The 14,374-nt window shown below is 39.9% G+C and carries 13 protein-coding genes; 7 read left to right on the top strand and 6 right to left on the bottom strand.

Features of this window, described 5'->3' with window-relative positions; genetic code table 11:
* Window positions 1-57 precede the first annotated feature (57 nt).
* The 3 genes from GSQ74_RS06470 to mqnB form a co-directional block, all read right to left on the bottom strand.
* Window positions 58-921 (bottom strand): alpha/beta fold hydrolase, encoded by an 864-nt coding sequence (locus tag GSQ74_RS06470; RefSeq protein WP_158991262.1) that lies wholly within the window; start codon window positions 919-921, stop codon window positions 58-60.
* A gap of 176 nt (window positions 922-1,097) precedes the next feature.
* Entirely contained in the window at window positions 1,098-1,952 is an 855-nt protein-coding gene (locus tag GSQ74_RS06465) for a menaquinone biosynthesis family protein (RefSeq protein WP_158991260.1), read from the bottom strand.
* 61 nt (window positions 1,953-2,013) lie between these two features.
* On the bottom strand, window positions 2,014-2,652 hold the full coding sequence (gene mqnB / locus GSQ74_RS06460; RefSeq protein WP_158991257.1) for a futalosine hydrolase: 639 nt from the start codon (window positions 2,650-2,652) through the stop codon (window positions 2,014-2,016).
* A 78-nt stretch (window positions 2,653-2,730) separates the two neighbouring features.
* Between mqnB and GSQ74_RS06455 the strand changes: the two genes are divergently transcribed.
* From GSQ74_RS06455 to GSQ74_RS06440, 4 genes are all read left to right on the top strand, one after another.
* On the top strand, window positions 2,731-3,147 hold the full coding sequence (locus tag GSQ74_RS06455; protein ID WP_158991778.1) for a 6-carboxytetrahydropterin synthase: 417 nt from the start codon (window positions 2,731-2,733) through the stop codon (window positions 3,145-3,147).
* Window positions 3,148-3,156: 9 nt separating this feature from the next.
* A complete protein-coding gene (gene folE, locus GSQ74_RS06450; protein WP_158991254.1) occupies window positions 3,157-3,795 on the top strand; it encodes a GTP cyclohydrolase I FolE in 639 nt (212 codons plus the stop codon).
* 76 nt (window positions 3,796-3,871) lie between these two features.
* On the top strand, window positions 3,872-4,759 hold the full coding sequence (gene fabD / locus GSQ74_RS06445; RefSeq protein ID WP_158991251.1) for an ACP S-malonyltransferase: 888 nt from the start codon (window positions 3,872-3,874) through the stop codon (window positions 4,757-4,759).
* A 68-nt stretch (window positions 4,760-4,827) separates the two neighbouring features.
* Window positions 4,828-8,586, top strand: a complete 3,759-nt coding sequence (locus tag GSQ74_RS06440) for an ATP-binding protein (RefSeq protein WP_158991248.1) — start codon at window positions 4,828-4,830, stop codon at window positions 8,584-8,586.
* Window positions 8,587-8,648: 62 nt separating this feature from the next.
* Here the strand turns inward: GSQ74_RS06440 and GSQ74_RS06435 are convergent, their stop codons facing one another.
* Window positions 8,649-8,996, bottom strand: a complete 348-nt coding sequence (locus GSQ74_RS06435; RefSeq protein WP_158991245.1) for an iron-sulfur cluster assembly accessory protein — start codon at window positions 8,994-8,996, stop codon at window positions 8,649-8,651.
* Window positions 8,997-9,089: 93 nt separating this feature from the next.
* Between GSQ74_RS06435 and GSQ74_RS06430 the strand changes: the two genes are divergently transcribed.
* The 3 genes from GSQ74_RS06430 (at window position 9,090) to dnaA (ending at window position 12,980) form a co-directional block, all read left to right on the top strand.
* Entirely contained in the window at window positions 9,090-9,620 is a 531-nt protein-coding gene (locus GSQ74_RS06430) for a hypothetical protein (protein WP_158991242.1), read from the top strand.
* A 6-nt stretch (window positions 9,621-9,626) separates the two neighbouring features.
* Window positions 9,627-11,174, top strand: coding sequence for a methylmalonyl-CoA mutase (locus tag GSQ74_RS06425; RefSeq protein ID WP_158991238.1), 1,548 nt, complete (start codon window positions 9,627-9,629; stop codon window positions 11,172-11,174).
* A gap of 378 nt (window positions 11,175-11,552) precedes the next feature.
* Window positions 11,553-12,980: a chromosomal replication initiator protein DnaA gene (gene dnaA / locus GSQ74_RS06420; protein WP_158991235.1), complete on the top strand. Its 1,428-nt coding sequence runs from the start codon at window positions 11,553-11,555 to the stop codon at window positions 12,978-12,980.
* A 434-nt stretch (window positions 12,981-13,414) separates the two neighbouring features.
* On the opposite strand, the gene GSQ74_RS06415 is transcribed toward dnaA, so the two are convergent.
* Together GSQ74_RS06415 and GSQ74_RS06410 are read right to left on the bottom strand one after the other, a co-directional pair.
* A complete protein-coding gene (locus GSQ74_RS06415) occupies window positions 13,415-13,966 on the bottom strand; it encodes an NUDIX hydrolase (protein ID WP_158991232.1) in 552 nt (183 codons plus the stop codon).
* Window positions 13,963-14,364: a hypothetical protein gene (locus GSQ74_RS06410; protein WP_158991229.1), complete on the bottom strand. Its 402-nt coding sequence runs from the start codon at window positions 14,362-14,364 to the stop codon at window positions 13,963-13,965. Before GSQ74_RS06410 ends, GSQ74_RS06415 begins: the two co-directional genes overlap by 4 nt.
* Window positions 14,365-14,374: the final 10 nt, after the last annotated feature.

The following is a 14,374-nucleotide window of genomic DNA, read 5'->3' as shown; positions in this document are numbered from 1 at the left end:
TACGTAGCCGGGGATAAAGTGTACAGATTCTTCGCTCCACTCAGAATGACAGGTAGTTTACGAATTTCCCTTTTTAATATCCCGAATAACTTTCTCCAATAGCAAGTTAAAATCCGCCGGGGCTTCTATCATTGGAAAATGCCCGGTACCGTGTATATACAGTAACTGATAAGGGATTTTATTTCTTATTAACCCGGTAGTGCCTGCCGGATGCACATCACTATTGATAAGATACAATTTCATTTTTACCTGATGAAGCTTGGCAAGTTCATCAAAACTATTGCCTTGCTCCAATGCGGCTGCGGCGATAGTTGTATCCGCATGGGCAACATCGTTAAGCACTCTTGCCTGTATAGCAGTACTTGTTGTTTTTGAAAAGAGATCCTGTTTAAAATAGGGAACAGCAACAGATTTGAAGTTATGCTTTAATACTGCAATGGCATCTGCAAAATCTTTTTTGGAGGCTGCATTTTCTATGTGGCCAACGTTTTTAAAATTATCTATGCCTACCAATCCAATCACTTTCGGATTGTTAATTGCGGCCTCTAATACGATATCGCCAGCCATGGAATGGCCTATTAATATTACATTTGTTAATTTTAACTGGCTGATAACAGAATCAACATCCCTTCCATAAGCGTAGGTCGACCAATCTGTACGGTTTTTACCTGACCCGCCAAAGCCGGGCATATCAAATGCTACTACTCTATATCTTTTGCTAAAATAGGCTACCTGGTTACTCCAATAGCTTTTGTTAATGCACCATCCATGTACAAATAATAAGGTAGTATCACCTTTACCGGTATCGGTATAAGCTATATTTACTCCCTGATCGTCAACATCTTTATGTTCGCTATGATTACAAGAGAATATTGTTGTCAATAAGATCAAAGGCAATAATCGACGGGATATTTTTTTCATGACAGGTGATTATATAGTGCAACTTAACACTATTCCCTATCAACAGAAAATCCCCTTTGAAAGCTTAACTTTATTTAACAGCTTGTCATTCTGTGCATAGCGAAGAATCTATCGATCGGCATTTGCGCCATCTATAACGGATAGATTCTTCGTTGCACTCAGAATGACAAAAGGGATTATATCCCTGTTAAGAACAACTCATCCTTAATCTCCGGGATCACATTTTTCTCTGCCGCGGTATCAAATAATAGCTTGATGGCTTTTTTGCCTTCTTCGCCTAATTCTACGGAGTATTTGTTTACGTAAAGATCAATGTGTTTGTACATTACCTCTTCGCTCATTTCCTGGGCATGTGAGCGGATGTATTCGAGGCCTGATTTTGGGTTGGAGAAAGCAAACTCTACCGAGCGGCGCAATACACGGTTTATTTTATGCTGAACATCTAATGGTAAAGTACGGTTGGCTACAATGCCGCCAAGCGGGATGGCTAAGCCGGTTTCCTTTTCCCAGAAATCACCTAAGTCGATGATTTTTTTTAAGCCTTTATCCTGGTAAGTGAAGCGGTTTTCGTGGATGATGAGGCCAATATCAACACGCCCATCTAATACTGCATTTTCAATATCTGAGAAAACTAACTCTTGTTTATTAAGCGCATTCGGGAAAGCCAATCCTAAAAGAAAATTAGCAGTAGTATATCTTCCGGGGATGCCGATTTTGAGTTGTGTGTTTGGTTTTGCCAGTTCTGCACGAAGTTTTTCGGGATCATCTTTACAGATCAACATCGGCCCAACGCCAAAACCTAATGCGCTACCTGAATCCAGCAGCACATAGCTATCGGCCACATAAGCAAAAGCATGGTAACTTAATTTGGTAATATCCAGTTCGCCACGGAAAGCTTTTTGGTTGAGGGTTTCTACGTCATCATAAAAAACTTCAAATTCTAAACCTTCGGTGTCAATTTTATGATGGATAAGCGCATCAAAAATAAAAGTATCATTTGGGCAGGGGGAAAAACCGAGCGATAGTGTCATGGTGGTGAGTAGTTGATTTTGTTGATTAGGTGAGTGGTTGATCAGTCAAAACAAAAACCATTTAACCAATCAACCACTCACTATTTACTAGTTCAGCAGCAAATGTATTCAGATTTTTTATGGCGAGCCCTATTTGCCAGGCATCGCGGTTACGTTTTTCTACATAATTTGACACTGCCCTGATTTGCATGCAGGGCACGCCCATCTGCCGACAGGCATGAAAGAATGCGGCACCCTCCATACTCTCTATTTGGGCATTAATACGGCTGCCTAATTTGTAAATGGATGCTTCGTTACCATGCACGGTATTCACCGTAATGGCATTGGTTTTTCTCAGGTTAAATTGGGCAGGCAGAGAGTAAGTTGATTTAAAACTACTCTCGCCAAAGCCTAGTTGATCAATCGTGATAAAGTCATCATCATCCTCAGCACCTAACTCAGCAAGGGTATCTTCGGTAATTTCAACCACATCACCCAAAGCAATGCTGCGGTCGAAACTACCGGCAATACCTAAATTTATAGCTAGGTCATATTGATTTGTTACCAAATGCTTGCCTAAAGCGAAAGATGTGGCTACCATGCCAGCGCCGGTGATTAAGAAGTCGATGGTCGATAGTCCATAGTCTATAGCCTTACTTTCAACTTTTGACTTTAAACTTTCGACTTCAAACTTAGTAGCTGCCACGATTAATATCCGCATTGTCAAATATTTTTTGACAGCTAAGATAAAACATATGCCTTGTTTTTGTTTTGTATATTTGCACCCACAATTGTTATGATGATACATATAACGCGCAAAGAACATTTTAATGCGGCCCACAGGATGTACCGCGAGGAATGGAGCGCCGAAAAAAATGATGAGGTTTTTGGCAAATGTGCCAACCCAAACTGGCATGGCCATAACTATAACCTGTTTGTAACGGTTAAAGGCCACGTTACCCATGCGACAGGTTATCTGATTGACCTAAAGGAGCTTAAAATAATTATTAATGATTATGTAATCGAAAAACTCGACCATAAAAACATTAATAAGGATGTTGACTTTATGGCTGGCAAAATGGCATCAACAGAGTTGCTTTGCATTGAGATATTTAACCAGTTGAAGGCTCCTATCGAGGCTTACGAAGGGGTGTTTTTGCACTCTGTTAAATTGTACGAAACCGAAAATAATTCCGCTGAATATTTCGGCGAATAATCTACTATAATGATTAACGAAAACAATATTCCTGATCGCGAAGACGATATTGAAGGATATGTAAAAATTGACAGGTATAATCCTGAACTCATCACCAGCCTATCAGAAAATTATCTGAATGTTTTAAAACACATCGGCGAAAAACCTGAACGCGAAGGCTTATTAAAAACTCCCGAGCGTATGGCTAAAGCCATGCTGTACCTGACACAGGGTTACGACCTTGATGCTAAAGAAATAATGGAGTCGGCTATGTTTAAAGAGGAATATAGCCAGATGGTAATTGTAAAGGATATAGAAGTATACTCGATGTGCGAGCACCATATGTTGCCATTCTTCGGCAAGGCGCATGTTGCTTATATCCCTAACGGGCATGTAGTAGGCCTTAGTAAAATACCACGTGTAGTTGATGTTTTTGCCCGTCGCTTACAGGTACAGGAACGTTTAACCAACGAGATCAGGGATTGTATTCAGGAAACTTTGAACCCACTTGGCGTAGGTATAGTAATTGAGTGCCGCCACCTATGCATGAGCATGCGCGGCGTACAAAAGCAAAACTCGGTTACCACTACATCGGCATTCACCGGTGCATTTTTAAACGAAAAAACCAGAACAGAATTTCTAAATTTGATTTCAGCGAAGTTAAGTTAAGTGGTGAGTAGTTTTAACTTATTCAACTCGATCAACCACTTAACTCAATCAACTAATAAACCAATCAACCAAAACAATGAAAGCATATATTTTTCCGGGGCAGGGTGCCCAGTTTGTTGGAATGGGTAAAGACTTGTATGAAAAGTCGGCACAAGCCCGTGAATTATTTGAAAAAGCTAACGAGATTTTAGGATTCAGGATAACTGACATTATGTTTGATGGCACCGATGAGGGCCTTAAACAAACCAATGTTACCCAGCCTGCTATATTTTTACATTCGGTTATTTTAGCCAAGGTTTTGGGTGATGATTTTAAACCAGAAATGGTTGCCGGTCACTCTTTAGGCGAATTTTCTGCTTTGGTATCTGCCGGGGCATTGTCATTTGAGGATGGTTTACGTTTGGTTGCGGCCCGTGCCAATGCCATGCAAAAAGCTTGCGAAATACAACCATCAACCATGGCTGCTATTTTAGGTTTGGATGATTTTACTGTGGAGGATATATGCCACCGCATCAGCAATGTAGTTGTACCCGCGAATTACAACTGCCCAGGCCAGTTAGTTATATCAGGTACAATTGCCGGTGTTGATGAGGCTTGTGAATTGATGACTGCTGCCGGAGCGAAACGTGCTTTAAAACTTAATGTTGGTGGCGCATTCCACTCGCCGTTAATGGAAGCCGCTAGGGTTGAGCTGGAGCATGCCATTGTACATACCGAAATTAAAGCGCCAATATGCCCTATCTACCAAAATATTGATGCTAAACCATATACCGATCCTGCGCACATCAAGCATAACCTTATAGCCCAGTTAACCGGCCCGGTGAGGTGGACACAAACAGTTGTACGTATGCTTGAAGATGGCGCAACCTCATTTACAGAAGTTGGCCCCGGAAGTGTACTACAAGGCCTTGTAAAAAAGGTAAACAGGCAAATTCCTACCGAAAACGCCGAATTACCGCAATAATATTACAAACATCTGTGCTATACGGGTGTTTGTTAATGTAATTTTACCTAATTGAAAACACAGGCACTTTGAGTACATCCGGGAAAATACGCTTACTGTTGGCTTTATTGTTTGTCAGTTTATTATTTACTGCAACAATAGTTCAAAGTACATACACGCCCGTAAATAACCTCGATCAAACTGCCACCATCCTTGAAAACAATCTTCATACCAAGGAAAGGGATGTAACTGCATTATTTAATAACAAGGCATCCTTTGACAACCTAAAAACGCTCCAGAACCGCCCTAACGAAGCTTTAAGATTTATAAATGATTATACAGTAGATAAAGGTATATGGCTTATAACGTACACAAATGATAGTGTTAGCTTTTGGACTGGCGTAAAGGTTATCCCGCAGGAAAATAACCATATAAAAGAAGGCGTTTCATTTATACAAGGGCCTAACGGCTATTATGAGGCCATTAAAAAAAGCGCCGGTAATTTCTCCGCCATCTTTTATATTAGTATCAAGGTAAATTATCCATTTCAAAATCAATATCTCCAAAACAGGTTTGCAAGAAACTTGCTGAATGATAATAATATTGAAATAGCTGATTTTACCGACAGCAACGTTTATGGCATACACAGCTGCATTAATAATCAATACCTGTTCTCGGTTAAATTAACCCATAACGAAGTTAACCACCGCTTTTTTTATTTTGAGCTCATAGCCTGGCTATTAACTTTTTTAACCTTATGCGTATTAATTCACACTATTTGCAAATACTTTGTAGTTAAGGGTAAAGTTTATATCTCATTAGTAATTTTAGGGGTATTTATAATTATAGTGCGCTATGTATCGCTGCATTATAATTGGCCTCATTTTATTTACGGCCTAACTATTTTTGAATCCTCCATATACACGCCGGGGCATTCGCATCTTTCATTAGGCGATTTTTGCCTGAATATATTATTCGTTTCGTGGTTTGTGGCGTTTATTTATAACCAACGGCGGTTACTTTTAACAACATCAGTAAGCAAAGCAGCAAGCTATTTAATTACTATAGCCGGTACAATTATACTTATTGTAACATCAACCATATTACTTGACCTTTTTTATGGGTTGATAGCAAATGCCAAAATAAGCTTTGATGTATACAACGTTTTCAACTTGTCGCGCTTTAGTTTATTAGGCTTATTAATGCTATGCTTTTGTTTCCTGATACTGTTTTTAATAAATGATACATTTTTATATATAACCCACAGGTTACAAATACCCGAGAAGCGTAAAACCGTTATCTTCTTATCGGGCATAATAATAGCAACCGCAGCCACCGCTTTATACCAGGAATTTAGTCTGTTTTATATCCTCCTGGCTGTTGCGGTTTTCATCAGGGCTTATGCATATAAATACAATTCCGGCAAAATAGATTCTACAAGCTTTATTATTATTGTTTTTGTTTTTGCCTTGATCTCCTTTTTAAAATATCAGCATGTAGAAGCTGTTAAAGAGGCGGAAACCCGGGTAGCGCTAATTCAAAAATTGGAGATTCCGGATGATGTAACCGCGGATATTATTTTTAACAGGATAGAAAAACAAATTATAAACGACCAGACTATTGTTAATTATTTTAACGACAGCCTGCATTATAGTAACCTGAAAAGTCGTTTCCAAAAGATATATTTTGATGGATATTTATCCAAATACACTTATAATATTCACGAATTTAATGAGAATGGGCAGCCTGTAGCTGGCGACAAGAATTACCCGTTAAATGTGTTTAAAGACCTGGTACTTTACAGCTCATTTAAAGTATCCGATTATTTCTACCGGGAAAACGAATCTTTTGGCTTCCAAAATTATTTTGCCATTCTGCCTGTTTCCAAGAATAACATGGTTGTAGGAACCATAGTTGTTGAACTAAAATCAAAGCCTTTACAACCTTCCGGCTCGTTCCCAGATCTGTTGAAAGACGATAACATACAGGCCGATGACCGGTTTAAGGATTATTCATTTGCATTTTATAGCGATAATAAACTAGTAAGCAAAAGCGGCAGCTATAGTTACGACCTAGTGAATACTACTTTTAAAGGCCACCTTAAAAATTACACTTCCGTAATAACACAAAGCAGCCATCCCGATTGGTATAAAAATTTAATAACTTATAGTCACTTAATCTATCAGCCAAGCGAACGCACACTAATAGTTGTAAGTAAAGAAGAGAATACTCTTTTTTACAGCATATCATCGCTTACTTTCTTTTTCATACTGCTGCTTTTGTTCAGTCTTATAGTTATTGTTGTACGGCTGCTCTGGGTACGAATTAAGATCCTGAGTATAAGCGACAATAGCTTTAAATGGATATTTAAAATAAATTTCGAGAAGATCCTCTATAAAACACGCATCCAGTTTTCTATTATCGCGGCTGTTGTGGTTACGTTAATATTTGTTGGCTTTATTACTTTCCTTTCGCTAAGCACTCAATATAATGAGCAGCAGGAGAATATGATCCGCGATAAAATAAGCCATATTACCACGGCCTTTGAAAGCGGCTTGTTTGATAAATATTTAGGCAATATTAATGAAGAAAGCCAGGCCGATTTTGATGAACTGGCCAGCACCTACTCTACTGATTTGGTTTTGTATGATCAAAACGGCATCCCATTGATTACTACGCAGCCCAAAATTTATGATGATGGCCTGCAATTCCGCCGGATGAATGCACATGCATTTATTTACCTGAGTAAGTTTAAAAGATCGGAGTTTGTGAATGATGAAACCATTGGCGAGTTACATTATAAAGCCGCTTATGCCCCTTTAATCAATTCAAAAAACGAGACTATAGCTTACTTACAATTGCCTTATTTTTCAAATCAGGCTGATTATAACGCGCGCATTATATCATTATTAAATATAATGATTAACGTTTACGCCTTGATATTCATTGTAGTAGGTTTATTTGCCGTAATTATTGCCCGGCAGATAACGGCCCCGCTTAGCTTTATCCAGCTTAGCTTAAGCAAGATTATTTACGGTAAAAAGAACGAACCTATAAAGTGGGAACGCGATGATGAAATTGGCGCGCTGGTGAATGAGTATAATAAAATGATAGCGGCCTTAGAGAACAGCGCCCAAAAACTTGCCCAGTCTGAACGTGAAAGTGCCTGGCGCGAGATGGCTAAACAGGTTGCCCACGAGATAAAAAACCCGCTAACGCCGCTTAAACTCGGTTTGCAATTACTGGAGAAATCGTGGCGTGATAAAGACCCCAAGTTTGATGCAAAGTTTGAGCGTTTCAGCAAATCATTTGTAGAGCAGATTGAGAGTTTATCTTCCATTGCATCGGAATTCTCCTCGTTCGCTAAAATGCCCGATACCCATATTGAGCGCATTAGTGTTTTTGATATGCTTAACCAGGCGGTTACCATTTTTAACCAGATGGATAACATTAAAATAAATTACCAGGCACCCGCTGATCCATTTTACATTAATGCCGACCGCGACCAGATATTGCGTTGCTTTAACAATCTGTTAAAAAACGCGATAGAAGCTACGCACCAGGATAAGTTGGGTGTTATTGATATTAGTTACCTGATAAGCAGCAAAAGCATATTGCTTAGCCTAAAGGATAATGGCAATGGCATACCTGAGAATATGCGCGAAAAAATATTTGAGCCTAATTTCACTACAAAAAGTTCGGGTACGGGTTTAGGGCTGGCCTTTGTTAAAAACTCTATTGAAAATGCGGGTGGCAAGGTTTGGTTTGAAACCATACAAGGCGTAGGTACTACATTTTATTTGAGCTTGCCTTCGGCAGATGCGCCTGATAAAAATAACAAGGCATAAAAAATTCCCCTCTTTTTGGGAGGGGATGATCATCAGCCTAGTGGCTAAATATTATAATATCTTTATACAGAAAACGAAGTACCGCAACCACAAGTGCTGGCAGCATTCGGGTTGTTAAAGGTAAATCCACGAGCATTTAATCCGTCGGAGAAATCAATTTGCATACCTGCAAGGTATAAACCATGCGCTTTGTGCATGTATACCTTAATATCGTTAATATAATAGGTATGGTCGCCTTCCTTTGGTTGGTCGAAGCCTAAAACGTAGCTCATACCTGAGCAACCGCCGCCTTCAACGCCAATGCGCAAGCCAAAATCATCACCTAATTCCTGCTGATCTTTCAGCTTTTTAAGTTCTTTAACGGCGCCTTCAGTAAAGGTAACCGGTGCGATATCAACAACAGTACTCATCTTATTTTTAATTAACTACACAAATATAATGTAAAATGCAGATTTTTGTTGCAGAGCCAATTATTTATGACCTCTGCATAACATTCAACTATTATGGCAATGTATCCGTATTTATTAGATATAGTAAAATATACCATTTCGGGCCTTGGCGTGGTTTGGATAGCGTTCTATCTGATCAAACCTTATCTTGATAAATCGGAACGCATCCAACTGCTTGAATTTAAAAAATCTATAGCTAATCATACACTTCCATTGCGCTTACAGGCTTATGAGCGTATTGTGTTATTTATGGAGCGCATCAACCCGCAAAATATGCTGGTGCGTTTAAATGCGGGTAGCCACAGCGCAACCGAATTACACAGTATTATTATAGCTGAAATACGCAGCGAATATCAACATAACATCACCCAACAAATTTATGTAAGCAGCAGGGCCTGGGGTGTAGCCAAGCGTGTTAAGGATGATACCTTAAATATTGTAACCAACGCCATGAAGAGCCTGCCCGAAAATGCAAGCGGTTTAGACTTGGGTAAAGTTATTTTGGTACAACTAAGCCAAATGGAACACGACCCCTATGAATTGGGTGCAGAATTATTGAGAAAAGACCTGGAACAATTATTTTAGATAAAGATGCCCGATAAAAAATTTACCACCACTTCCGGAATTGAGATTAAGGAGGTGTATACCGGGCCGTCTGAAATGAATGAGCTGCCGGGCGAGTTTCCTTACACGCGCGGCATCCAAAAAGATATGTATCGCGGCCGGCCGTGGACCATGCGCCAATATGCGGGCTTCTCTACCGCCGAGGAATCAAACAAGCGTTACCATTATTTACTCGGCCAGGGAACTATGGGTCTGTCAGTTGCTTTTGACCTGCCGACGCAGATTGGTTATGACTCAGACCATGAGCTTGCAGAAGGCGAAGTTGGCAAAGTTGGTGTGGCTATAGACTCACTAAAAGATATTGAGATATTGTTTGATGGCATCGAACTAAAGAATATTACCACCAGCATGACCATTAATGCTACCGCGGCTATATTATTAGCCATGTACATCGCGCTAGCAAAAAAACAAGGTGCTGACTTGAAGCAGATCTCTGGCACTATACAGAACGATATATTAAAGGAGTATGCCGCGCGCGGTACTTATATATACCCGCCGCAGCCATCCATGCGGTTAATAACTGATGTGTTTGAGTATTGCAGCAAGGAAGTGCCTAAATGGAACACTATCTCTATATCCGGCTATCATATCCGCGAAGCGGGATCGACCGCGGTACAGGAACTGGCATTTACCCTCGCCAACGGCAAAACCTATTTAAAGGCAGCGCTCGACAAGGGGCTTGATATAAATGTATTCGCTAAGCGGTTATCGTTTTTCTTCAATTGCCATAATAACTTTTTTGAGGAGATTGCTAAGTTCAGGGCTGCGAGGCGGATGTGGGCGCATATTACAAAAGAACTGGGTGCTACCGATGCAGGTGCGCAAAAATTACGTTTCCATACCCAAACTGGTGGCTCTACCTTAACAGCGCAGCAACCTATGAATAACATAGTACGGGTGAGTAACCAGGCACTGGCGGCTGTGCTAGGTGGCACACAATCCTTACACACCAATGGCTACGACGAAGCACTATCGTTACCAACAGAAGCCGCAGCTAAGATCGCTTTACGCACCCAGCAAATCATCGCTTTTGAAAGTGGCGCTACGGATACCGTTGATCCGCTGGCGGGATCATACTTTGTAGAATCATTGACCGATGAGATAGAGAGGGCTGCCCAGGTTTATATTGATAAGATAGATGCCATGGGCGGATCGGTAAAAGCCATTGAACAGGATTACATGCAGCAGGAGATTGCCTCATCAGCCTACCAATACCAAAATGATATTGAAAGCGGCGACAGGATAATTGTTGGCGTTAACAAATTTACCCAGGAAGAAGCGGCCGCAACCAATGTTTTCAGGGTAGATGATTCCATCCGTATCCATCAGATGGAAAAATTAGACCGTTTGAAAGCTGAACGGGATAGTAACGCGGTTACTCAAGCCTTACAAAACCTACAGCAAGCAGCTAAAGGCAAACAAAACCTAATGCCTTATATATTGACAGCGGTAGAGTGTTATGCAACACTTGGCGAAATCTCGGATTCGCTTCGCGCTGTTTTTGGGGAATACTAAAAACCCTCCTAAACAATTTTCATTTTATTTCACTCAGTAACATACTTTTAAAATTTAACAGTTGTTTCAGCCAAACTATCGGGGTTTTAAAACGTATTAAGAGTAAGGGAACGCAATGTTTTTAACCGAATTTATTATCACGAATATTAAAACGCAAAAAAGTTTCTTGAAAGTATTTTTGACTGATATTGGTTACGAAGTATACTAATTTAAGTTGAACTTACAATAAAAATAGGGTTAATAAACAGTGAATATATTTGATAAAAAAGTGAAAATATAATTTTTTTATCCGCTTTTTTTTAGAATATTCGATGTTCCGTAGCAGCCTCAAAGGATGTTTCACTGGGGGTTGGAAATCAACTTTTTATAATAATACATATGGAAAAAACTTGTACTAACGTTTGGAATAGCTGTCTCCAGATCATAAAAGATAACATACCGGCTCAAAGTTTTAAAACTTGGTTCGAGCCGATAAAAGCTTTGAGGATGGAGGGCAGTGTATTGACCATACAGGTACCAAGTTTATTCTTTTACGAATGGCTTGAAGAGCATTACGTGGGCCTGTTACGTAAGACTATAAAAAAACAATTAGGTGATGATGGGCGTTTAGAGTATAATATTGTAGTTGAACAGTCATCTGCAAGCAAACCATATACAACAAACATGCCTTCAAACGGAAACGGAGCGGAATCAAAGAATCAGTCGATGCCGATACCTATTTCTATAAATAAGGATATTAAGAACCCGTTCGTAATACCCGGTTTAAAGAAATTAAATGTTGACCCACAGCTTAATCGTAATTACACCTTCGAAAACTTTATTGAAGGTGATTGCAATCGTTTGGCCCGCTCAGCAGGTTACGCGGTAGCTGCAAAACCGGGTGGTACCTCATTTAACCCATTAATGATATATGGTGGTGTTGGTTTAGGTAAAACTCACTTAGCGCAAGCCATCGGTAACCAAATAAAACAAACACTGCCGGATAAGCTGGTACTTTATGTATCATGCGAGAAATTCACCCAGCAATTTGTTGATGCCCTTAAACACAATAACATAAACGATTTTGTGAACTTTTACCAGGCGATTGATGTACTGATCATGGATGATGTACACAACTTTGCCGGTAAAGAAAAAACACAGGATTTCTTCTTCCATATATTTAACCACCTGCACCAATCAGGCAAGCAGTTGATCATCACATCGGATAAAGCGCCTAAAGATTTGGCTGGTTTAGAAGAACGTTTGCTTTCAAGGTTCAAATGGGGACTATCCGCTGATTTGCAGATTCCTGATTTGGAAACCCGTATGGCGATCCTGAAAAACAAGATTTACCAGGATGGTATTGAATTATCAAACGATGTGGTAGAATATGTTGCCCACAATATAGATAATAACGTACGTGAGCTGGAAGGTGCCATGGTATCGTTATTAGCACAATCAACCTTGAACCGTAAGGAGATAGATTTGAATTTGGCTAAACAAATGCTGAAAAACTTTGTGAAGAACTCATCGAAAGAAATTTCGATGGAGTACATACAAAACTTGGTTTGCGAGTATTTTGAAGTGCCAATTGATATGGTAAAGTCACAAACCCGTAAACGCGAGATTGTACAGGCAAGGCAAATATCAATGTACCTGGCTAAAGCGCATACTAAAAGCTCATTAAAATCAATTGGTAGTTTCTTTGGTGGCCGCGATCACTCTACCGTGATATATGCATGCCAAACCGTTGAAGATTTGATTGATACTGATAAGAAGTTTAAAGGCTACGTTGCCGATATTCAGAAGAAATTGAAGATGTCGTAAGGCAATTCGGATTTCGGACGTTAAGATAATGAAAGGCGCAAGGGATTGCGCCTTTTTCGTTTGGCAGCGGTTTTTCTCTACACCCGTCATTGCGAGCGAAGCGCGGCAATCCCCGACTTTGCATATTCGCTCTGTATAGTTTGGGATTGCCGCGTTCCGCTCGCAATGACGTTAGAGACCTAATTTAGACTTACGAAGTTTTTTGAAACTTCGTAAGTCTAACAGGCAATGTTTATAAATAGCTTTGTCATTCTGAGGGACGAAGAATCTGTACAGTGTAAACTACTTTACAGATTCTTCACTTCGTTCAGAATGACAGGGTGTAAAATTAATGTTGGCTAGCCCCCATCGGCGCTGTAAAGCCTGGGATTGCCACGCTTCGCTCGCAATGACGCTTCGGGGTGTAAAGTTGCCGGACTTGATCTAAGAATTGATTATTTAATCTCCCCCAACTTCATCAACGCGTAAAATAAGCCGGTGCAATGCAGAGCCTGAATTATCTTATTATCAGCTAAGAGTTGTTTTATTTCGGCGATGGTGTATTCTTCAACTATTAGCTCTTCGTGCTCATCAAGATCTTGATCCTGCACTTTTTTGCCGCCTTTGGCCAGGTAGCAGTAGGTATGGTTGTTGGCAGTGGATGGGTTGGCGTAAACTGTGGCAATCAATTCAATATCATCAAACTGATAGCCTGTTTCTTCCAGCAATTCGCGGCGCATGGCCACTTCAGGTTTTTCGTCGCCATCAATTACACCTCCGGGTATTTCTAATGACACAATGCCTGCCGCATGGCGGTATTGGCGCACCATCAGTACTTTATTATCTTCAGTAATAGCTACGGCATTAACCCAATTTGGGTATTCGAGTACATAATAGTCGTCAACTATGCGCCCATCCGGCATTTCGCATTTATCGGTTCTTAGGGTTGCCCAGGGGCCTTTGTGTATATATTCGGAGTGAAGTATTTTCCAGGTAAGAGCGTTCATTGTTGGCTGAAGTATTTATATATCGTCTTTCGTTTATCAATATTTTCGAAAGACTCGTAATGATGTTTTTGTTCTAACAGATCGAAAATTGCCAATACCTTTTTTAATAAAAGTTGTATTTTCTCATCTTGCTTAAAAGGCTCTGCAAACATATATAATAGTTGGCTAAGAGCATTTAATTTTTCAATGCTGTAAGTTTCAGATCGAATACGTTCGGCAAATTCAATTTCACTTAAAGCCAACAAATTTCCCAGGTCAGTATCATATTCCTTTTGCAGAATGCCACTTAGCTGATGATCAAACTCCGTATAGTTACCTTCAGCCTTTAAGCCCATCAGTTTAGCCAAAAACTCGGCAAATTTACGAGCTTCATTCAGCATAAAATCTTTTTGAAACATAACTACCAGG

The organism is Mucilaginibacter sp. L196 (assembly GCF_009765905.1).
Classification (GTDB): domain Bacteria; phylum Bacteroidota; class Bacteroidia; order Sphingobacteriales; family Sphingobacteriaceae; genus Mucilaginibacter.
This window is presented reverse-complemented; position numbering and strand designations above follow the sequence as displayed.